Raw genomic sequence first — 21,409 nt, forward strand, 5'->3', positions numbered from 1 at the left:
ATAAATATGTAAAATAATGGTTTTATTTTCATTAAAAGTTTGCTATCATGTGTTCATACGAAATATTCAGATAACTACAATGAGGTGAATTTTATGAAAGAGAAAATTGTTTTAGCATATTCAGGAGGACTAGATACAAGTGTGGCCGTTCAATGGCTTATCGACAAAGGATACGACGTTGTAGCTTGTTGCCTAGATGTTGGTGAAGGTAAAGATTTAGACATCGTTTATAAAAAAGCTTTAGATATGGGAGCTATTGAATGTCATATTATTGATGCCACAAAAGAATTTAGTGATGAGTATGTAAGTTATGCAATCAAAGGAAATTTAATGTATGAAAATGCATATCCATTAGTTTCTGCTTTATCAAGACCGTTAATTGCTAAAAAATTAGTAGAGATTGCTGAGAAAACAAATTCAGTAGGTATTGCACATGGTTGTACTGGTAAAGGGAATGACCAAGTACGTTTCGAAGTTGCCATTAAAGCATTAAACCCATCATTGAAAGCATTCGCACCTGTACGTGAGTGGGCATGGAGTCGTGAAGAAGAAATCGATTATGCAATTAAACATAATATCCCTGTATCAATCAACCATGATTCACCTTATTCTATCGATCAAAATCTATGGGGCAGAGCGAATGAATGTGGTATTTTAGAAGATCCTTATGCTGCGCCACCAGAGGATGCGTTCGATCTAACAAATGCTTTAGAAGAAACACCAGATACTGCTGATGAAATCATTTTAACGTTTGTTAAAGGTATCCCAGTTCAAATTGATGGCAAAACATATGAATTAGACGATTTAATTTTAACGTTGAATGCATTAGCTGGTAAGCATGGTATCGGAAGAATTGACCATGTAGAAAATAGACTTGTAGGTATCAAATCAAGAGAAATTTATGAAGCACCTGCTGCAGAAGTTATTTTAAAAGCGCATAAAGCATTAGAAACGATTACGTTAACGAAAGATGTCGCACACTTTAAACCAATCATTGAGAAGCAATTTGCTGAACAACTATATAATGGACTTTGGTTCTCACCTTTAACTGATAGCTTGAAATTATTTATTGATAGTACTCAGCAATACGTAAGTGGTGATGTCAGAATTAAATTATTCAAAGGTAATGCCATCGTGAATGGTAGAAAATCACCTTACACACTATATGATGAAAAATTAGCAACTTATACAAAAGAAGATGCATTTAATCAAGACGCTGCTGTTGGCTTTATCGATATCTATGGTTTACCTACTCAAGTAAATGCGATGTTACATGGAGGCTATAGCAATGAGCAATAAAGCTTGGGGCGGTAGATTTGAAGTACAACCTGAAGAGTGGGTTGACGACTTTAACGCATCCATTACTTTTGATCAAACGCTCATAGATCAAGATATCGAAGGCAGCATTGCACATGCAACTATGCTTGCGAATCAAGGCATTATTAGTCAACAAGACAGCGAACAAATTATACAAGGACTAAAATCTATTCAACATGATTATCATCAAGATCAAATTCAATTTAGTGCATCATTAGAAGATATTCATTTAAATATTGAACATGAATTAATTAAACGTATTGGTGATGCTGGTGGTAAGTTGCATACTGGACGTAGTAGAAACGATCAAGTTGCAACAGACATGCACTTGTACACTAAGAAACAAGTGCAAGATATCATCGCATTAATTAAGTCGTTACAAAGTGTAATTGTAGACATCGCTTCCAATAATGTTGATACAATTATGCCTGGTTATACTCATTTACAGCGTGCACAGCCAATTTCATTTGCACATCATATTATGACTTATTTTTGGATGTTACAACGAGACCAACAACGATTTGAAGATAGTTTAAAACGAATCGATATTAATCCTTTAGGTGCAGCAGCCTTAAGTGGTACCACATACCCTATCGATAGACACGAGACAACAGCATTGTTGAACTTTGGCAGTCTCTATGAGAATAGCCTAGATGCTGTTAGTGACAGAGACTATATTATTGAAACATTGCATAATATTTCTTTAACGATGGTTCACTTATCACGCTTTGCAGAGGAAATTATTTTCTGGTCCACAGACGAAGCTAAATTCATTACATTATCAGATGCATTTTCTACTGGCTCATCTATTATGCCACAAAAGAAAAATCCTGATATGGCAGAATTAATTAGAGGTAAAGTTGGTCGAACGACTGGTCATTTAATGAGCATGCTTATGACTTTAAAAGGATTACCTCTAGCATATAACAAAGATATGCAGGAAGATAAAGAAGGTTTATTCGATGCTGTCCATACAATTAAAGGTTCTTTACGTATTTTCGAAGGTATGATTCAAACGATGACAATTAATAAAGAACGACTCAATCAAACTGTTAAAGAAGATTTTTCAAATGCAACGGAACTAGCAGATTATTTAGTAACTAAAAATATTCCATTTAGAACTGCACATGAAATTGTAGGAAAAATCGTCTTAGAATGTATACAACAAGGTCATTATTTATTAGATGTACCTTTAGCAACATATCAACAACATCATTCTAGTATTGATGCCGATATTTACGATTATTTGCAGCCGGAAAATTGCTTAAAACGACGTCAAAGTTACGGTTCAACGGGTCAATCATCGGTCAAACAACAACTTGATGTTGCTAAACAATTACTATCACAATAAATACGTTAATCTACCTACCCACAATGTCTATGTAAATTACATTGTGGGTATTTTAATGCTCTCTTCGTCTTGTTGAACATCACATTTTTAAGATTCCTAAAATGTTTGATAATTCTTTTAAATTTATATTACAAAAATGTTATAAATTGTAAAAGAAATGTGTAAAGCGTTTTCACAAGCAGGTTTTTGTAGTATTTTAAAATTGTTAAACTACAAATAAAGAGATGAAAGGATAAAGACTATGACTAACTCTTCGAAAAGCTTCACTAAATTTATGGCTGCTTCTGCTGTTTTTACTATGGGATTTTTATCAGTACCTACTGCTGGCGCTGAACAAACAAATCAAATTGCAAATAAACCTCAGGCTATTCAATGGCATACAAATTTAACGAATGAGCGATTCACTACTATCGCACATCGTGGTGCAAGTGGCTATGCACCCGAGCATACGTTTCAAGCATATGATAAGAGTCATAATGAGTTAAAAGCATCTTATATCGAAATTGATTTACAACGTACCAAAGATGGCCATTTAGTTGCTATGCATGATGAAACTGTTAACCGTACAACAAATGGACACGGTAGAGTTGAGGATTATACACTTGATGAATTAAAACAGTTAGATGCAGGAAGTTGGTTTAATAAAAAATATCCAAAATACGCAAGAGCAAGTTATAAAAATGCTAAAGTACCCACTTTAGATGAAATTTTAGAACGTTATGGTCCGAATGCAAACTATTATATTGAAACAAAGTCACCTGATGTATACCCAGGAATGGAAGAACAATTATTAGCTTCGTTGAAAAAGCATCACCTTTTAAATAACAATAAATTAAAAAATGGACATGTAATGATTCAATCATTTTCTGACGAAAGTTTAAAGAAAATTCATCGTCAAAATAAGCATGTGCCATTAGTAAAATTAGTTGATAAAGGTGAACTACAACAATTTAACGACCAACGCTTAAAAGAGATACGCTCTTATGCGATTGGATTAGGTCCTGATTATACAGATTTAACTGAACAAAATACCCATCATTTAAAAGACTTAGGATTTATAGTACATCCTTATACAGTAAATGAAAAAGCTGATATGTTACGATTAAATAAATACGGCGTTGATGGTGTCTTTACAAATTTCGCTGACAAATATAAAGAAGTCATTAAGTAGTATTGTTAAACTAGAAAACATAAATACAAAAATATAGCTATTACTAAAAAAGACAGCAGTAAGATATTTCTAAAATGAAATTATCCTACTGCTGTCTTTTTGATCAACTATATATAGTTGAGCGTTTAATTAAAAATTCTCTGTGTTGGGGCCCACCCCAACTTGCATTGTCTGTAGAAATTGACTCCCCAATTTCTCTGTGTTGGGGCCCCGGCTATTTTTGAAATAAGCTTGTTACAAGTGTATTTTTATTCAGTCAACTACTGCTAAAATATAATTAACGAGCTTAGGGCTTTGTTTTCTGTCCCAAGCTCGTTAAATAACATATGATAATTAATTATGCCCAACCACGATATCTAGCTGCTTCTGCTGTACGTTTAATACCTATGATATATGCTGCAAGTCTCATATCTATTTTTCGATTTTGAGACAATTCGTAAATCGTATCAAATGCCGCTTCTAATTTTTCACGTAGCTTTTCATTAACTTCTTCTTCAGACCAATAATAACCTTGATTATTTTGTACCCATTCGAAGTAAGAAACCGTTACACCACCAGCACTTGCTAATACGTCAGGAACTAATAATATACCACGTTCAGTTAAAATACGTGTTGCTTCTGGTGTTGTAGGTCCATTAGCAGCTTCAACAACGATGCTAGCTTTAATATCATGTGCATTGTCTTCTGTAATTTGGTTTGAAATAGCCGCTGGTACTAAGATGTCACAATCTAATTCAAACAATTCTTTATTTGAGATTGTTTCTTCAAATAAATTTGTTACCGTACCAAAACTATCACGACGGTCTAATAAATAATCTATATCTAAGCCATTTGGATCGTGTAATGCACCGTAAGCATCAGAGATACCTACAATTTTTGCACCTAAATCATATAAGAATTTAGCTAAGAAACTTCCGGCATTACCGAAACCTTGAATAACAACCTTGGCACCTTCAATTTGCATATTACGACGTTTTGCAGCTTGTTCAATTGCAATAACTACACCTAGTGCAGTTGATCTGTCGCGTCCATGAGAACCACCCAATACAATTGGTTTACCTGTGATGAAACCTGGTGAATTAAATTTATCTAATGCACTATATTCATCCATCATCCAAGCCATAATTTGTGAGTTTGTAAATACATCTGGTGCTGGAATATCTTTGTTCGGACCTACGAATTGTGAAATTGCTCTTACATATCCGCGTGATAAACGTTCAACTTCATGAATGCTCATTTGACGTGGATCACAAACGATACCACCCTTACCACCACCGTATGGTAAGTTAACAATGCCACATTTCAAAGTCATCCACATTGATAATGCTTTTACTTCTTCTTCATCAACATCTGGGTGGAAACGCACGCCCCCTTTTGTTGGTCCAACAGCATCATTATGTTGCGCACGGTAACCTGTGAATGTTTTAACAGTGCCATCATCCATTCGTACAGGGATACGCACTTGTAACATTCTTAAAGGTTCTTTAATTAAATCGTACATTCCTTCGTCAAATCCCAATTTATGCAATGCTTCTTTAATAATTCCTTGAGTAGAAGTTACTAAATTATTGTTCTCAGTCATGATCCTTTTCGCCTCTTCTTTACCTAATGATTTCGCTTTCAAACATATTGTAACATAACGTATTCCTTTTTAAAGCCCTTACAAACTGATTGTTACAACTTTTTGACATTATTGAAATACATGTCTTATTTTTTCAAGTGCAAGGTCCAATTCTTCTTTAGTAATAATTAATGGTGGTGCAAAACGAATGACAGTATCATGCGTTTCTTTACATAATAAGCCTTCTTCTTTCAAAGCTTCACAATATGGTCTAGCACTTTCATTAAGTTCCACACCTATAAACAAACCACGTCCACGGACTTCTTTAATTGATGGATGATCAATTTGCTTTAATTGTTCTTTAAAATAATCTCCTAATTCTAAAGAGCGCCCTGGTAAATCCTCATCAACGATAACATCTAATGCAGCAATTGATGCAGCACAAGCAAGTGGATTACCACCAAATGTTGAACCATGTGAGCCAGGTGTAAAGACATCTAATACTTCTTTATCTGCTAATACAACAGAAATTGGGAAGACACCACCACCTAGTGCTTTACCTAAAATATAGACATCAGGTTTTACATTATCCCAATCCGTAGCAAATAATTTACCCGAACGACCTAATCCTGCTTGGATTTCGTCAGCAATAAATAAGACATTATGTTCATCACATAATTCTCTAATTGCTTTCAAATATCCTTCTGGTGGTATATTTATACCCGCTTCACCTTGAATTGGTTCTACTAAAACTGCTGCAGTATTTTCATTAATTGCAGCTTTCAATGCATCTACATCTCCAAAATCAACTTTTCTAAATCCATCTAATAATGGACCATAACCACGTTGGTATTCTGCTTCTGATGATAATGAAACTGGCGCCATTGTTCGACCATGGAAGTTACCATTAAATGCAATGATTTCTGCTTTATTTGGCTCAATTCCTTTAACATCGTATGCCCAGCGTCGTGCTGCTTTCAAAGCTGTTTCTACTGCTTCAGCACCTGTATTCATTGGTAAAGCTTTATCTTTACCTGCCAGTTTACAAATTTTTTCGTACCATTCTCCTAAGTTGTCACTATGAAAAGCACGTGAAACTAGAGTCACTTTATCAGCTTGATCTTTTAATGCTTGAATAATTTTCGGATGTCTATGACCTTGGTTAACAGCGGAATATGCAGATAACATATCCATATATTTATTGCCTTCAGGATCTTTAACCCATACCCCTTCAGCTTCTGAAATGACAATTGGCAATGGTAAATAATTATGTGCTCCGTAATGATTTGTTAACTCAATAATTTTTTCAGATTTAGTCATCATATCTCCCCTTTTCATCATTTATAACTATTATACATGAAACATTATCCAAATAATTACATTAGTTTTCAAAGCAGATACTTTTCCACCAAAAAAGATGAAATAATCACTAAGTTTCATTAAATTTGCCTATTTTGAAAACCCTTACATTTATAATGACATAATTACTTAAATGATTACAAGCAAAAGAATTGATAATTTTACACTTAATCAAAAGTATATTTTACTAAGAATATTTTTATTTATAAATATTGAAAACCACTAACAAATTGCATACACAATATCATTAGTGGTAACAGTTAAACACTTATTTATCTTTACGTGGTAATGGATAGAACCCTTCATTAAATTGATGCCATAAATTAGGAGTTAAGTGATGATTATCTTCTCTCTCTGGATCAAAGTAATTAATAATTTCATCTTCCCGTCCATCTTTAATTTTTTCAACAAATTGATAATCCAGTAGTAGCTCTCTACCAATGGCTACTAAGTCAACACCAACATTTTCAACTGCATCTAAAGCTTCGTCAGCTGTGAAAATTGAACCAATACCGATAAGTGGCATACGACCATTTATCCATTTGTGAATTAAAGGCAGTCTTTCTTGTCCAGCGTATTTACCTTCACGTGTCGTTGCATGCGTATCCATCATTGAAACATGAATATAGTCGATTGGCATATGGCTAATTTTATTAACGAGTTCCTCTGTAATTTCCATTGTGATTCCTGGAGACTCCGCTTCCTCTGGAGATAATCTGTATCCAACTATAAAGTCTTTATTGCCATACGCTTCTTTCGCTTTAAGCACCTCTTCAATCACAGCGACCGGGAATTTATATTGATTTGCCCAAACATCATTTCTTCTATTATAGTATGGTGATACAAATTGATGAATTAAGTAATGATTCGCGCCATGTATTTCAACACCATCAAACCCTGCTTCAATTGCACGTCGCGTTGCTTCACCAAAATCCTTGATTGCTTGTTTAATCTCTTCATTCGTCATTTCTCTAGCACTATGTTCTTGTTTCTGACCGAAACTTTTTAAAGAAATTGGACTTGGTGCTACGACGTCTCCATCAGGTGTTAATTCAGGCAATGCTTGTGCACCGCCATGATGTATTTGTACGAGTGCTTTGGCATCGTTTTTCTTCATTGCTGTAGCTAATCGTTTTAGTCCTTCAATATCACTGTCATGCGCGATTGATGGCTGTCCTGGAAATGCTTTTCCGACATCACTCACATTACTCGCAGCATTAATTGTAATACCAACATCTTGTGAACGCTTTTCAATATAAGGAAGTTCTATATCTGAAATAGTACCATCATCATTTGAAGAAATATGTGTTAAAGGGGCTAACACAAATCGATTTCTCAACTCTACTCCATTTGGTAATTCTACTTTATCAAACAATGGTTCGTATTTACTTTTCATTACTTAATTCCTCCTTAAAATTATTGAGTTGACTATAACATGTAATTTTTTCATTCTCCAATTATCTGTTTATATAGTTGCAATTCGTTTAATACTTTAAGTTGTAGTTCTCATTTCTAAAATAAATTAAAAAACAAATCCACATACATTATTGCAAGTCAACGATTCTATCTAACAAATATAATGGATATGTCACCTTAAACCATTTGTAAGTGTAAATAGAATCAATCATATTACGTTATCGTAGACAAAAAGAGATTAGTATCTAATAAAATTTAATAGATACTAATCTCTTTTATAGTCTAAGAAACTTTCATTTCAGACCCTTTGTATGATTTTCGGTACGATTTATCTGTTCCTTTAGTCGTTTCGAATTGCTCGCTTTGACTGTTTTATCCAGATTGGTAAGCGTTCTTTAAGTGTTTGAAACCCATATTTTTCTGTTTCTCTGATTTCATCTAATACTGATTGTTTTTCCTTCTTACGCTCATAATTTTTGAAGTAATCATTATCCTTTAATGATAGATTAAGCTTTCCTTCATCATCTATAGACAAAATTTTAGCTTTAACAATTTGGCCTTCTGATAGAAATTTCTTCAAATTATGAACGTAGTCATCCATAATTTCTGATATATGAATCAGTCCTTCAGTATGATTAGGGGTCTCAACAAACGCACCGTATGGTTGAATACCAGTTACACGCACCTTGATATGTTGGCCAATTTTGTAGTTATTCAACTTAATAACCCCTTATTTCGTTTACTTAACACTATTATCATAGCACAAATCGAAATGGTGGACTAATTAAAACATCAAATCATACGAATATTATTTTATAAATGAATAAGAATACTACAAACTTGGATTTACAAATAAAATCAGCAACAAATTCCTATCTAAATAAATATAATATCCAGCTACTTTGTTTTCAATTTATTAACTATTTGAATAGCAATTCTCTGTAAAAACATAAAAAGCAACCTCAACTATTATCTTTAGAATACACATCTATTTAAAAACTGTGCTTTCTTGATAAATATATTGAGATTGCTCATCATGTTAGTTTATTTGTTTTCGTTGGAATATATACTAATCCATTCATAAATTAGCTTTATCCGAGTTTAAAATGTTGGTAGTTAATTATGTTTAGATATTATTCTTCAACATCAATAGATTCAATTACAACATCATGAAGTGGTTTATCTTGTGGTCCCACTTTTGTATTTGCAATATCTTCTAATGTAGTTTCACCATCAATGATTTGACCGAATACTGTATGTTTTTGATCTAACCATGGTGTGCCACCCTTCTCGCCATATGCATCAACGATTGGTTGAGGCCAACCACCATCTGCAAGTTGACTTAACATATTTTGAGGTACTTCTTTCATTTGAACAATGAAAAATTGTGAACCATTAGTATTAGGTCCTGAGTTAGCCATTGATAATGCGCCATATAAGTTAAATGCATTTAATGAAAATTCATCTTCAAAAGCACCGCCATAAATACTTTCGCCACCCATACCAGTAGCTGTTGGATCGCCACCTTGAATCATGAAGTCATTAATGACACGGTGGAATGTTATTCCATCATAATAACCATTTTTTGCATGTGTCACAAAATTTTCAACTGTTTTTGGTGCAATATTTGGAAATAATTTGAATGTCATGTCACCTTTATTTGTGTGCATAACCACTTTAATTTCACCTTGTTGTACTTCTTTGTTTAACTGTGGATAGTTAGCCATTTATATTCTCCATTCATGTTATGATACATATATATTAACATACTTTTAAGGGAGGAAAATAGCATGAAGCTATATCGATTTTCACACAAAACAGGTAGCTATGGTGTCACGATTGTTGAAGAAAATGGAGACGATGTACTTGTTAAAGTTGAACAAGTTATCAAACACCCGAAACAAGGTGATTTACATAACCCTACTGAAACTGAAGGTGTATTTTTCCATGAACGCAAAGCATTAAGTCATTTTGAAAAACGCTATACGAAACGTTCACAATTACGCGACTTCAATGTTGATGTATTGCGCTATGAAGATTCACTTCAACAAGCAATTACAGATTTAGAAACTAAACTTAAAGCTCAGCAAACAAAACATGCTGAAATGTCTTTAGCTAGTTTAGCACGCTTAAAAGAAGATTATTCACTTCAATACAAAGAAAATTTTAAATAAAAAATGACGTGTTTCTTCTTATTTAAATACTTCTGAAAATAAAGCACAACAAGGAGTGTGTACGTTTTTCAGAACTATATCATTCATGTATAATGAATAACATAAATATTTTTTAAAGGAGGACAACATAGTGAGTTTGTTACATATTGCGGTGATATTACCGTTAATATTCGCACTCATTATTCCTATCCTGTATAGATTTTTTAAACGTATACATTTAGGATGGTTCGTATTACCTGTCCCTATCGTCATATTTATTTATATGCTTACATTAATTAAAACGACGATGTCAGGTAATACTGTAATGAAAACCTTAAATTGGATGCCTCATTTTGGTATGAACTTTGATTTATATCTTGATGGCTTAGGTTTACTCTTTAGTTTGCTTATTTCAGGAATCGGCAGTTTAGTAGTATTATATTCAATCGGCTACTTAAGTAAGTCAGAACAACTAGGGAATTTTTATTGTTATTTATTACTATTTATGGGTGCAATGTTAGGTGTCGTACTTTCAGATAATGTTATTATTCTATATTTATTCTGGGAGCTAACGTCATTTTCTAGTTTTTTACTTATTTCATTCTGGCGCGAACGACAAGCATCTATACATGGTGCTCAAAAATCGCTCATAATCACAGTATTTGGTGGTCTATCATTATTAGGTGGTATCATCTTACTCGCTATACCAACGCAATCATTTAGCATTCAGTACATGATTCAACATGCTTCTGAAATTCAAAATAGCCCATTCTTCATTTTTGCGATGATTTTAATCATGATTGGTGCTTTTACAAAATCTGCTCAGTTTCCATTTTATATTTGGCTACCAGATGCAATGGAAGCACCTACACCAGTCAGTGCTTATCTTCATTCAGCAACAATGGTTAAAGCAGGTTTATATTTAATCGCTCGAATGACACCAATCTTCGCAGCATCGCAAGGTTGGATATGGACTGTCACACTCGTTGGTTTAATTACGTTATTCTGGGCTTCGCTAAACGCAACAAAACAACAAGACTTGAAAGGTATACTGGCATTTTCAACAGTATCCCAATTAGGTATGATTATGGCGATGCTTGGAATCGGTGCCATTAGTTATCACTATCAAGGCGATGATAGCAAAATATATGCTGCTGCATTTACGGCTGCAATATTCCATTTAATTAACCATGCAACATTTAAAGGTGCCCTATTTATGATTACAGGTGCAGTGGATCATTCTACTGGTACACGTGATGTTAAGAAATTAGGTGGCTTACTAACAATTATGCCTATTTCATTTACAATCACTGTTATTACAGCATTAAGTATGGCTGGTGTACCACCGTTCAATGGTTTCTTATCAAAAGAATCATTTTTAGAAACAACATTTACAGCAAGCCAAGCAAATTTATTCAGTGTTGATACATTAGGCTACCTATTCCCAATCATTGGTATAGTGGGCAGTGTCTTCACATTTGTATATTCAATTAAATTTATAATGCATATATTTTTCGGACAATATAAACCTGAACAATTACCTAAAAAAGCACACGAAGTATCAATATTAATGCTTTTATCACCAGCTATTTTAGCTACATTAGTAATTGTATTTGGTTTATTCCCTGGCATTTTAACTAATTCGATTATTGAACCAGCTACATCTTCGATTAATCATACGGTAATTGATGATGTTGAATTCCATATGTTCCATGGATTAACGCCTGCCTTTTTATCAACATTAGTGATTTATATTTTAGGTATCTTACTAATTGTGACATTTAGTTATTGGGTGAAATTGTTGCAACGACAACCTGGTAAACTAACATTCAATTATTGGTACAACAGAAGTGCAAATGTTATTCCAAACTACTCTGAAAAGATGACGAATAGCTATGTTACCGATTATTCACGTAATAATTTAGTTATCATTTTTGGTGCATTAATTTTATTAACATTTGTCACTGTATTCTCAGTACCTTTCAACATTAATTTTAAAGACGTTAGTCCGATTAGAATTTTCGAAGTTTGTATCGTAATTTTATTATTAAGTGCTGCCTTTTTAATTCTTTTCGCTAAATCAAGATTATTTAGCATCATTATGTTAAGTGCAGTTGGATATGCTGTGTCTGTATTGTTTATATTCTTTAAAGCACCCGACTTAGCATTGACACAGTTTGTCGTTGAATCTATTTCAACAGCATTGTTCTTATTATGCTTCTACCACTTACCAAATTTAAATCGTTATAATGAAAAGCGCTCATTCCAGCTTACTAATGCTTTAATTGCTGGTGGTGTTGGTTTGTCCGTCATTATTATCGGTTTAATTGCATACGGAAATAGACATTTTGAATCGATATCTAAGTTTTATCAAGAGCACGTTTATGATTTAGCTCACGGTAAAAACATGGTAAACGTCATACTTGTTGATTTCCGTGGTATGGATACTTTATTCGAGTCATCTGTGCTTGGTATCGCAGGATTAGCTGTATATACAATGATTAAATTACGTAAAAAGCGTCAAACGCAAGGTAACGAGGTGAAAAATCATGAATAGACAACAAAATGATCTAATTTTGCAATTTGCTGCAGTTATTATCTTTTTCATGGTAATGGTCTTTGGTTTTTCACTTTTCTTAGCAGGACATTATACACCTGGTGGCGGTTTCGTCGGCGGATTATTATTCGCAAGTTCACTTGTTATCATTACGATTGCATTTGATATAGAAACAATGCGTAAAATTTTCCCATTAGATTTTAAAATCTTGATAGGTATCGGATTAGTTTTTTGTATTGCGACGCCTATCGCAAGTTGGTTTTTAGGTAAAAATTTCTTTACGCATGTCACATTTGATATACCGTTATTTATATTAGAACCTGTTCATATGACAACAGCAGTATTCTTTGATTTCGGTGTTTTATGTGCAGTAGTTGGTACTGTCATGACAATTATTATTTCGATTGGAGAGAACGAATAGTGGAAATTATTATGATTTTTGTTAGTGGTATTCTCACAGCAATTAGTGTCTATCTCGTTTTGTCTAAAAGTCTGATACGAATTGTTATGGGAACTACACTACTAACACATGCAGCAAATTTATTTTTAATAACTATGGGTGGACTTAAACATGGTACTGTTCCAATTTATGAAGCGAACGTAAAAAGCTATGTTGATCCTATCCCGCAAGCACTTATTTTAACAGCAATCGTTATCGCCTTTGCGACAACAGCCTTTTTCTTAGTATTAGCATTTAGAACATATAAAGAATTAGGCACAGATAACGTTGAGAGTATGAAAGGAGTTCCAGAAGATGATTGAAAGTAATATGCTTGTGTTAACGCTCGTCATTCCAGTAATTACAGCCATATTACTTGTCTTTATTGGAAAACGTCCTATTATAAAGCGTTATGTCGCACTAGGCGGTACATTATTAACCTTGGTCGCGGCAATTATCAATTTAGCAAATGTTGTAAAACATGGACCATTACGAGTTGAACTAGGTTCATGGAAAGCGCCTTACAGTATTGTCTTTGTTTTAGACATATTCAGTGCCCTACTAATTATTACTAGTATTATTATTACAGCTATTGTGATTTTATATTCATACCAAACAATTGGTATTGAACGTGAAAGATATTATTATTATTTTTCAGTACTATTTATGTTAATAGGTATCATTGGTGCCTTTACAACTGGTGACATTTTCAACCTATTCGTATTTTTCGAAGTATTTCTAATGTCATCATATTTCTTATTAGTAATTGGTTCTACAAAAATTCAACTACAAGAAACAATAAAATATGTTCTTGTTAACGTTGTATCATCATCCTTCTTCGTAATGGGTGTAGCGATTTTATATTCAGTAGTAGGAACATTGAATCTAGCAGATATAAGCAATAAATTAGCTAACCTTTCAGCGCATGACAGTGGCTTAGTCAATATCGTTTTCATACTATTTATCTTTGTTTTTGCTACAAAAGCTGGCGTATTTCCAATGTTTGTTTGGTTACCTAGTGCATACTATGCACCACCAATTCCAATCATTGCATTCTTTGGTGCTTTGTTAACAAAAGTTGGTGTTTATGCAATCGCTAGAACATTGAGCTTATTCTTTAGTGATAATGTAAGCTTTTCACATTATGTCATTTTATTCTTAGCACTATTAACGATCATCTTTGGTTGTGTCGGTGCTGTTGCATATGCCAACATTAAAAAAATCATCCTATACAATGTCATGATTGCTGTAGGTGTGATCTTAGTCGGCGTTGCAATGATGACAGAGTCAGGTATGATTGGTGCTATTTACTATACATTGCACGACATGTTAGTAAAACTTGCATTATTCTTGCTTATCGGAATTATGATTAAAATTACAGGCACTGCTGATTTAAGACAATTTGGTGGCTTAATTAAACAATATCCTGTACTTGGTTGGTCATTCTTTATCGCAGCATTAAGTTTAGCTGGCATTCCCCCACTCAGTGGCTTTTATGGAAAATTTTTCATTGTCCAATCAACATTTGAAAGAGGATTTTATTTAAGTGGTGTCATCGTCTTATTATCAAGTTTAGTCGTATTATATTCTGTCATTCGCATATTCCTACAAGGCTTTTTCGGTCAACCAAAAGGATATGATCTTAATAACAAAGTCGACGTCAAATATTTAACTACGATTGCAATCGTTGCAGTTGTGATAACTGTTTTATATGGATTGTCAGCAGATTACTTATATCCAATGGTAAAAGCTGGTGTAGAGACATTCTACAATCCATCAACCTACGTTAAAGCTGTATTAGGAGGTAAATAACATGGCTGTACAATTAGTATTAAACTTTATTATCGCAGTGTTTTGGTTGTTTGTGACAAATAGTTACACAACAAATAACTTTGTGTTAGGTTTCATCTTTGGCCTAGTTCTTGTTTACCTCTTACACAGAGTGTTACCAGGTAGGTTTTATGTCATCACGCTATATCGTATTGTTAAATTAGTTATTATTTTCTTAATCGAACTGATTAAAGCTAATTTTGATGTTTTGAAAATTATTATTAAACCTTCGATTAAAAATGAACCGGGATTCTTTGTTTACCACACAGATTTAAAAAAAGATTGGCAAATTGTCTTGTTGTCTAATTTAATTACATTAACACCTGGTACTGTAGTGCTTGGTGTAAGTGATGATCGTACAAAAATTTATATTCATGCCATAGATTTTTCAACTAAAGAGCAAGAAGTAGAAAGTATTAAAACATCATTAGAGAAAATTGTAAGAGAGGTGGGCGAAATATAATGAATCATAATGTTATTATCGTTATTGCATTAATCATAGTTGTCATTTCTATGTTAGCTATGCTCATTCGCGTTGTACTAGGCCCATCACTTGCCGATCGTGTTGTCGCATTAGATGCGATTGGTCTTCAATTAATGGCAGTTATAGCATTATTCAGTATTTTATTAAATATTAAATACATGATTGTCGTTATTATGATGATTGGTATATTAGCCTTTTTAGGTACTGCAGTATTCTCTAAATTTATGGACAAAGGTAAGGTGATTGAACATGATCAAAATCATACTGATTAGTCTTGCACTTATCTTTGTTATCATCGGTGCTTTAATTAGCGCCCTAGCAGCCATAGGATTATTGAGACTTGAAGATGTATATTCACGTGCACATGCTGCCGGAAAAGCATCAACATTAGGTGCAATGTCATTACTATTTGGTACGTTTTTATATTTTATTGCTACTCAAGGTTTTGTAAATATGCAATTAATCGTTGCGATTATCTTTGTATTAATTACAGGTCCTCTTTCAAGTCATATGATTATGAAAGCAGCATATAATATTAAAACGCCTTATACTAAAAAGACTAAAGTCGATGAAATTTCGGAAGACTTAAAAGACACAAAATTATAGATTATATAACAAAGTCATGAATATAAATCAACAACAAACAGCAGTAAGATGATTCCAAATTAGGAATGATTTTACTGCTGTTTTCTTTTGACATTGTTACCTCTTTTTCAATGAATTTAGTTTAGTACATACTTCTTTGACTACAGCTTCGCCCAATCCACGTATATCTCTTTAATTTAATTGCCTTTCATGTCGTTATGTATTATGATAATAATAATTATAAATCGTAACGATTACGCTTTAAAAAAAGAGAGAGGTTTTATTATGCATTGGACAATTATCGGCGGTGGCATACAGGGAACTGCAATCGCACAAAAACTATTATCAAGCGGATTAACAACAGACCGATTAACAATCATTGACCCACACGAAACTTTTTGCCAAAGGTTTAACTCATATACAAATCGAATAGAAATGCCTTATTTGAGATCACCGATTGTACATCACGTACATCCACAACCGTTCCATCTAAAACAATTCGCTAAACAGCACCAATATACAAATGCTTTTTATGGTCCTTATCAGCGACCTGAATTGACAATGTTTATGGATCATATTGCACATGCTTCTAAACAATATCAATTAGAGGATTGCTTAGTTCAAGGTTTAGTTCAAACTTTAGATAAACAAGGAGACAAATGGCATATCAAGTTAGAAGATGGACAAATTATCACTACAGATTGCGTCGTTATTGCAATAGGTAGTACAAATATTCCGTTTATGCCTGACATTTTAAAAGACAAACAGAATGTAAATCATATCTTCGAGAAAGAACATGATCAAGTAGTATATGATAAGACCGATCATATCGTTGGTAGTGGCATTACTGCTGCACATCTTGCACTTAAATTGTTAAATCATGATGACGATAAAAAGATTCATTTATGGCTAAATAAAGATATTGAAATACATGACTTTGATGCTGACCCTGGTTGGTTAGGTCCGAAAAATATGTCTTCATTTTTAAGTACTAAAAGCATGCGTGAAAGAAATGCCATTGTACAACGTGAACGTCATAAAGGATCAATGCCTCACGAACTGTACTTACGCCTTAAAAAACATATTAAAAATGGTCGTATAAATGTGCATAAAACACCTATCACTCAAATTAGTGATGGTTTAATTAACACTGAAAATGATTCTGTTCCATATCAACAGATTATGGTTGCAACTGGTTTTGAACAAGATTTTATGTCACAACCACTTATTAAGCAATTAATACAAAATTATGATGCACCTATCAACGAATGTAATTACCCTGTTATTTCCGAAAAATTAGAATGGATACCAAATCTATTTGTCGCAGGATGCTTTGCAGACTTAGAATTAGGACCATTTGGTAGAAATGTTATGGGTGGCCGTAAAGCTGCCGAACGCATTGAACAAGCATTTCTAAAACTACAGCAATATAGCGCATAAAAAAAACTGCTAGCCGTAGTTATGAATATCTCATAACATTTCAGCTAGCAGTTCTTTTATTTTAAAGGTTTAATAGCAACTGTACCACGCATAACTGTAATTAATTGTTCTTTGTCATTCTTAATTTTTATATCCCATACATGTGTCGACTTACCTTGATGAATAATTTCAGCTGTCGCAGTAACACGACCATCTTTAGCAGAATGAATATGGTTGGCATTCATCTCTAAACCTAATGGAATAAATTTGGTTGTATCAATTAGATTAGCAGATCCTAATGAACATGCTGTTTCACCTAAAGCAATCGAAGCACCACCATGTAAATATCCAAATGGTTGTTTTACTTTATCAGTAACAGGCATAGAAATAACAACTAAACCATCTTCCTGGTGATCTATTGACATCTCAAATGTCTCTAATAAATGAGTCATATTTTCACCTCTTTATGCTTATAGTACCATAGCAGCAATAGTACCGAAAATCATTAAAGGAATATTATAAAACAGGAAGTTTGGTACACATGTATCGCGTATATGATCATGTTGGCCATCAACATTTAATCCCGCAGTTGGTCCTAATGTTGAATCACTTGCAGGTGAACCTGAGTCACCTAATGCACTCGCTGTTCCAATCAATGCGATTAATGCCATTGTATCTAGTCCAATTGACGCTCCAAAAGGAATGAATAATGATGCGATAATAGGAATTGTTGCAAATGATGATCCAATACCTAAAGTGACAATTAAACCTATCACATACATCATGATAATGCTAAATAATTTATTATCACCAGTAATACTTGTTAAAGTTTTAACTAATTCATCTATATCACCAGTAGCATTCATTACACCAGCAAATCCATTTGCTGTTAAAATAACTACACCAATATAAGCCATAATTTTAATACCTTCAATAAACTTAGCATCTAATTCATACCAATTATATGCACGTGAAATAAAGAATACGAGTACTCCGGCCAGTGCACCAAAAATCATTGAATCTGTAAATGTTTGTACTAAAAATGTAGCTAGTATTGCTACAATTGTTACTATTAAGATATATGGTTTTAACTCTGTAACATTGTCACTATCTGAAATTTTACGTGTTTCATATTCACGTGGTTTACGATATACATATAAGCCGATAAGTAAGCCAACAATATACCCCATTGAAGGAATAAGCATTGCTTTCCAAATCATATTAAACTCAATTGGGTGATTCGCCTTTGCAAAGCCACTTTGAATAATTTGTTGGAAAATTTGACCGAATCCATAAGGTAATAATACATACGGGAAACATAAACCAAAACCGATAATCAAACCGATTAAACGTCTATCTATTTTTAAATCATTAAACAGACTTAACAATGGTGGGATGACAATTGGAATGAATGCAATATGTACAGGAATTAAGTTTTGACTCATGATACTCATAGCTAATAATGCAATAATTATTGTCACTTTTACTTTAACTCTTGACCATCGACTATTTTCAGCGTGAATTGCATTTATAATTTTTCCTACTAAATAGTCTGTGATACCACTGTATGAAATTAATGCTGCAAATCCACCTAATAAGGCATAGCTTAATGCTACCTCAGCACCATCGACTATATTTTTCCCAAATACATTTATAACTTTTTCAATGCTCATGCCTGAAATTAAGCCACCAACTAGCGCACTGATAAATAAGCTTATAACTACGTTTAATCGACATAAACATAGCACAATCATTAATATTACTGCTATTACTACTGCATTTATCATATGACAACCATCCTTTATCACTCTATCGAACTAAAGCGTTTATAGACTACATAGTATCAGTAGCTTTAACACCTGTCAATAGCAAACTATACTAATAATCTTTATTTTTTAGTTAATTGTCTTTCTTAAAATAATTTTCGCTTTCATTAAATCAAACAATTTTACAAGCCTGGAACACCAATCAAAATCCTAAGTTCTATAATGTTATATTAGTAGTCGTTGACTGAATGAACATATGCTTATAATATTTTTTGCAATGCTATTCAAGTTGATTTATGCTCACAAGGATATGCGATTTATATTTTCTTACAATAATGAAAATGCCTGCTACAATGCGATCCTTTATACTTTCAAGAGTTAAATTAGAAATGTATAACAAGACACAAGTTGTATCAGGCAAATAATTAAATTATTGTTGTTTTAACCATTGGACTATCGTTGGAATCATAAATCCTGTTGGCCCTTTTGGACCATTATATGAAGCTTTATTAGTCGTTGCTGGACCTGCAATATCGAAATGAATGTGAGGTGTTTGACCACTAAAATGTGTTACAAAACTTGCCGCAAATAGCGCTTTACCTTGTCCATTCGTATGGTTAACTAAATCAGCGATATCACTGTGTTTAATACTTGCACGTTCGGTGGCAGTAATCGGTAATTCAAATACCATTTCATCGACTTTAGAACTTATTTGTAATATATCGTTTAATATCACTTTACTATTCGATTCAAATGCAGCAGCTTTATCATCTCCTAGTGCAACAATTGCTGCACCCGTTAATGTAGCAAAGTCCATAATCACACTAGGCTGATATTGATTTGCATAATACACAGCATCTGCAAGGACTAATCTACCTTCAGCGTCTGTATTCATTACTTCTACAGTTTCACCACTTAATGCTGTAAATACATCATCTGGCTTCATTGATGCTTCATTTATCATATTTTCAGCACAAGCAAGCACTCCGACAATATTTACAGGCAGTTGTAAACGACTAGCCGCTTCAATGATGCCAACGACATTCGCAGCGCCACACATGTCATATTTCATTGTAGCCATGCCATTCTTCGTTTTAATACTATAACCACCAGAATCATACGTTATACCTTTACCAACTAAGGCAATTGGTGCTTCATCTTTATCTTTGCCATTATATGTGATGGTTACTAATCTCGGTTTATGCTTACTACCTTTACCTACCGCTTGTAAAAGTCCAAATCCTTCAGAAACTAAAGTGTCATAATCTTTAACCTCTACTTTGACCTTTGTATTTTTAAAATGATTAACAATATCTTCTGCAAATGTTTGTGGTGTTAATACATTCGGTGGCATATTACTAAAGTCTCTTGCCAAATTAATGGATTGGCCAATACTGATACCCTCATGAATGAAATCTAATTCAATTAATGATTCACTAATAAGGTTTAAATTCGTCTTAAACGGTGCCTTCTTACTTGATTTATAATGATCGAATTCATATGTTGCACGCTCACTTTGAATGCCGCATGCCATTAATACATCTGATAACTGATCATATTTTGAAATAAATGAATCCATAAGTAAATACGTATCTTCAATGTGTTCTGACTTTATGTATTGGAAAAGATGTCCCCATATTTTCAACATATCTTGATAACTACGTGTTTTTAAGTTTCCTAAACCAACTGTAATTAAACGATATGTTTGATCTTGTACATCAAATGCAGTTGTATAAATCTTCCCAACTTTACTACCAATAATATGTTGATGTTTTAGTCTTTCAAGTGATTCTGTAATATCGATATGATTAAAACTAATGCGCTCTAACTGATTTAAATGTTCTGGTATACCAATAATCAATGTATTTATTTCGTTGCTTAGTGTGTTATTTAATTTAAAATTCATAATGTACCTCCTTAGATTTGATATGTTACTCACTTCAAATTGTACAACAATAAAGCCCTTCAGTGACACTGAAGGACTTTATAAATGAATAATTT

20 protein-coding genes are annotated in these 21,409 nt (G+C 33.2%); 12 read left to right on the forward strand and 8 right to left on the reverse strand.

What is annotated here, in order from left to right; translation table 11 throughout:
* The first annotated feature begins 93 nt into the window (after nucleotides 1-93).
* From JV528_RS10190 to JV528_RS10200, 3 genes are all read left to right on the forward strand, one after another.
* Nucleotides 94-1,299: an argininosuccinate synthase gene (locus tag JV528_RS10190; RefSeq protein ID WP_000660038.1), complete on the forward strand. Its 1,206-nt coding sequence runs from the start codon at nucleotides 94-96 to the stop codon at nucleotides 1,297-1,299.
* Nucleotides 1,289-2,668 carry an argininosuccinate lyase gene (gene argH, locus JV528_RS10195; RefSeq protein WP_000066053.1) on the forward strand — a complete coding sequence of 460 codons (1,380 nt, stop codon included), beginning with the start codon at nucleotides 1,289-1,291 and terminating at the stop codon, nucleotides 2,666-2,668. The genes JV528_RS10190 and argH overlap by 11 nt, the downstream gene beginning before the upstream one ends.
* A gap of 241 nt (nucleotides 2,669-2,909) precedes the next feature.
* On the forward strand, nucleotides 2,910-3,839 hold the full coding sequence (locus tag JV528_RS10200; RefSeq protein ID WP_000185329.1) for a glycerophosphodiester phosphodiesterase: 930 nt from the start codon (nucleotides 2,910-2,912) through the stop codon (nucleotides 3,837-3,839).
* Nucleotides 3,840-4,176: 337 nt separating this feature from the next.
* Here the strand turns inward: JV528_RS10200 and JV528_RS10205 are convergent, their stop codons facing one another.
* The 5 genes from JV528_RS10205 to JV528_RS10225 form a co-directional block, all read right to left on the reverse strand.
* Nucleotides 4,177-5,421, reverse strand: coding sequence for a Glu/Leu/Phe/Val family dehydrogenase (locus JV528_RS10205; protein ID WP_000138487.1), 1,245 nt, complete (start codon nucleotides 5,419-5,421; stop codon nucleotides 4,177-4,179).
* Between the two features lie 108 nt (nucleotides 5,422-5,529).
* On the reverse strand, nucleotides 5,530-6,720 hold the full coding sequence (locus JV528_RS10210) for an ornithine--oxo-acid transaminase (RefSeq protein ID WP_000167314.1): 1,191 nt from the start codon (nucleotides 6,718-6,720) through the stop codon (nucleotides 5,530-5,532).
* Between the two features lie 307 nt (nucleotides 6,721-7,027).
* A complete protein-coding gene (locus tag JV528_RS10215; protein ID WP_000838020.1) occupies nucleotides 7,028-8,155 on the reverse strand; it encodes an NADH-dependent flavin oxidoreductase in 1,128 nt (375 codons plus the stop codon).
* 360 nt (nucleotides 8,156-8,515) lie between these two features.
* Nucleotides 8,516-8,893: a S1 domain-containing post-transcriptional regulator Ygs gene (gene ygs, locus JV528_RS10220; protein WP_001067294.1), complete on the reverse strand. Its 378-nt coding sequence runs from the start codon at nucleotides 8,891-8,893 to the stop codon at nucleotides 8,516-8,518.
* A 415-nt stretch (nucleotides 8,894-9,308) separates the two neighbouring features.
* Nucleotides 9,309-9,902 (reverse strand): peptidylprolyl isomerase, encoded by a 594-nt coding sequence (locus JV528_RS10225; RefSeq protein WP_000035058.1) that lies wholly within the window; start codon nucleotides 9,900-9,902, stop codon nucleotides 9,309-9,311.
* A 63-nt stretch (nucleotides 9,903-9,965) separates the two neighbouring features.
* On the opposite strand from JV528_RS10225, the gene JV528_RS10230 reads away from it, so the two are divergent.
* From JV528_RS10230 to JV528_RS10270, 9 genes are all read left to right on the forward strand, one after another.
* On the forward strand, nucleotides 9,966-10,349 hold the full coding sequence (locus tag JV528_RS10230) for a kinase-associated lipoprotein B (protein ID WP_000781162.1): 384 nt from the start codon (nucleotides 9,966-9,968) through the stop codon (nucleotides 10,347-10,349).
* Nucleotides 10,350-10,479: 130 nt separating this feature from the next.
* Nucleotides 10,480-12,885, forward strand: a complete 2,406-nt coding sequence (gene mnhA1, locus JV528_RS10235) for a Na+/H+ antiporter Mnh1 subunit A (protein ID WP_000054596.1) — start codon at nucleotides 10,480-10,482, stop codon at nucleotides 12,883-12,885.
* Complete coding sequence (gene mnhB1 / locus JV528_RS10240; RefSeq protein ID WP_001081626.1) at nucleotides 12,878-13,306, forward strand: Na+/H+ antiporter Mnh1 subunit B; 429 nt, start codon at nucleotides 12,878-12,880, stop codon at nucleotides 13,304-13,306. Before mnhA1 ends, mnhB1 begins: the two co-directional genes overlap by 8 nt.
* The gene (gene mnhC1, locus JV528_RS10245) at nucleotides 13,306-13,647 is read left to right on the forward strand and encodes a Na+/H+ antiporter Mnh1 subunit C (protein ID WP_000402803.1); all 342 of its coding nucleotides are present in this window, start codon (nucleotides 13,306-13,308) and stop codon (nucleotides 13,645-13,647) included. Before mnhB1 ends, mnhC1 begins: the two co-directional genes overlap by 1 nt.
* Nucleotides 13,640-15,136, forward strand: a complete 1,497-nt coding sequence (gene mnhD1 / locus JV528_RS10250; protein WP_204177192.1) for a Na+/H+ antiporter subunit D — start codon at nucleotides 13,640-13,642, stop codon at nucleotides 15,134-15,136. The genes mnhC1 and mnhD1 overlap by 8 nt, the downstream gene beginning before the upstream one ends.
* Nucleotide 15,137: 1 nt before the next feature.
* Nucleotides 15,138-15,617 (forward strand): Na+/H+ antiporter Mnh1 subunit E, encoded by a 480-nt coding sequence (gene mnhE1 / locus JV528_RS10255; protein WP_000290678.1) that lies wholly within the window; start codon nucleotides 15,138-15,140, stop codon nucleotides 15,615-15,617.
* Nucleotides 15,617-15,910: a Na+/H+ antiporter Mnh1 subunit F gene (gene mnhF1 / locus JV528_RS10260; RefSeq protein ID WP_001016306.1), complete on the forward strand. Its 294-nt coding sequence runs from the start codon at nucleotides 15,617-15,619 to the stop codon at nucleotides 15,908-15,910. Before mnhE1 ends, mnhF1 begins: the two co-directional genes overlap by 1 nt.
* Entirely contained in the window at nucleotides 15,888-16,244 is a 357-nt protein-coding gene (gene mnhG1 / locus JV528_RS10265; protein ID WP_000590451.1) for a Na+/H+ antiporter Mnh1 subunit G, read from the forward strand. The genes mnhF1 and mnhG1 overlap by 23 nt, the downstream gene beginning before the upstream one ends.
* Before the next feature lie 264 nt (nucleotides 16,245-16,508).
* Nucleotides 16,509-17,663, forward strand: coding sequence for an FAD/NAD(P)-binding protein (locus JV528_RS10270; protein ID WP_000558774.1), 1,155 nt, complete (start codon nucleotides 16,509-16,511; stop codon nucleotides 17,661-17,663).
* 56 nt (nucleotides 17,664-17,719) lie between these two features.
* Here the strand turns inward: JV528_RS10270 and JV528_RS10275 are convergent, their stop codons facing one another.
* From JV528_RS10275 to JV528_RS10285, 3 genes are all read right to left on the reverse strand, one after another.
* Nucleotides 17,720-18,094, reverse strand: coding sequence for a PaaI family thioesterase (locus tag JV528_RS10275; RefSeq protein ID WP_000149294.1), 375 nt, complete (start codon nucleotides 18,092-18,094; stop codon nucleotides 17,720-17,722).
* 18 nt (nucleotides 18,095-18,112) lie between these two features.
* Nucleotides 18,113-19,429, reverse strand: coding sequence for a Na+/H+ antiporter family protein (locus JV528_RS10280; protein ID WP_000606320.1), 1,317 nt, complete (start codon nucleotides 19,427-19,429; stop codon nucleotides 18,113-18,115).
* Between the two features lie 409 nt (nucleotides 19,430-19,838).
* The gene (locus JV528_RS10285) at nucleotides 19,839-21,314 is read right to left on the reverse strand and encodes a M17 family metallopeptidase (protein ID WP_001009702.1); all 1,476 of its coding nucleotides are present in this window, start codon (nucleotides 21,312-21,314) and stop codon (nucleotides 19,839-19,841) included.
* Between the last annotated feature and the right edge of the window lie 95 nt (nucleotides 21,315-21,409).

Source organism: Staphylococcus sp. GDB20D11A, assembly GCF_016893255.1.
Lineage (GTDB): Bacteria > Bacillota > Bacilli > Staphylococcales > Staphylococcaceae > Staphylococcus > Staphylococcus aureus.

Coding starts and splice junctions, on each gene's coding strand:
- JV528_RS10190 (WP_000660038.1), top strand. CDS start 94: ATGAAAGAGAAAATTGTTTTAGCATATTCAGGAGGACTAGATACAAGT.
- mnhD1 (WP_204177192.1), top strand. CDS start 13,640: ATGATTGAAAGTAATATGCTTGTGTTAACGCTCGTCATTCCAGTAATT.
- JV528_RS10275 (WP_000149294.1), bottom strand. CDS start 18,094: ATGACTCATTTATTAGAGACATTTGAGATGTCAATAGATCACCAGGAA.
- mnhB1 (WP_001081626.1), top strand. CDS start 12,878: ATGAATAGACAACAAAATGATCTAATTTTGCAATTTGCTGCAGTTATT.
- mnhG1 (WP_000590451.1), top strand. CDS start 15,888: ATGATCAAAATCATACTGATTAGTCTTGCACTTATCTTTGTTATCATC.
- JV528_RS10200 (WP_000185329.1), top strand. CDS start 2,910: ATGACTAACTCTTCGAAAAGCTTCACTAAATTTATGGCTGCTTCTGCT.
- JV528_RS10205 (WP_000138487.1), bottom strand. CDS start 5,421: ATGACTGAGAACAATAATTTAGTAACTTCTACTCAAGGAATTATTAAA.
- JV528_RS10270 (WP_000558774.1), top strand. CDS start 16,509: ATGCATTGGACAATTATCGGCGGTGGCATACAGGGAACTGCAATCGCA.
- JV528_RS10225 (WP_000035058.1), bottom strand. CDS start 9,902: ATGGCTAACTATCCACAGTTAAACAAAGAAGTACAACAAGGTGAAATT.
- mnhF1 (WP_001016306.1), top strand. CDS start 15,617: ATGAATCATAATGTTATTATCGTTATTGCATTAATCATAGTTGTCATT.
- JV528_RS10280 (WP_000606320.1), bottom strand. CDS start 19,429: ATGATAAATGCAGTAGTAATAGCAGTAATATTAATGATTGTGCTATGT.
- JV528_RS10230 (WP_000781162.1), top strand. CDS start 9,966: ATGAAGCTATATCGATTTTCACACAAAACAGGTAGCTATGGTGTCACG.
- JV528_RS10285 (WP_001009702.1), bottom strand. CDS start 21,314: ATGAATTTTAAATTAAATAACACACTAAGCAACGAAATAAATACATTG.
- JV528_RS10215 (WP_000838020.1), bottom strand. CDS start 8,155: ATGAAAAGTAAATACGAACCATTGTTTGATAAAGTAGAATTACCAAAT.
- argH (WP_000066053.1), top strand. CDS start 1,289: ATGAGCAATAAAGCTTGGGGCGGTAGATTTGAAGTACAACCTGAAGAG.
- JV528_RS10210 (WP_000167314.1), bottom strand. CDS start 6,720: ATGACTAAATCTGAAAAAATTATTGAGTTAACAAATCATTACGGAGCA.
- mnhE1 (WP_000290678.1), top strand. CDS start 15,138: ATGGCTGTACAATTAGTATTAAACTTTATTATCGCAGTGTTTTGGTTG.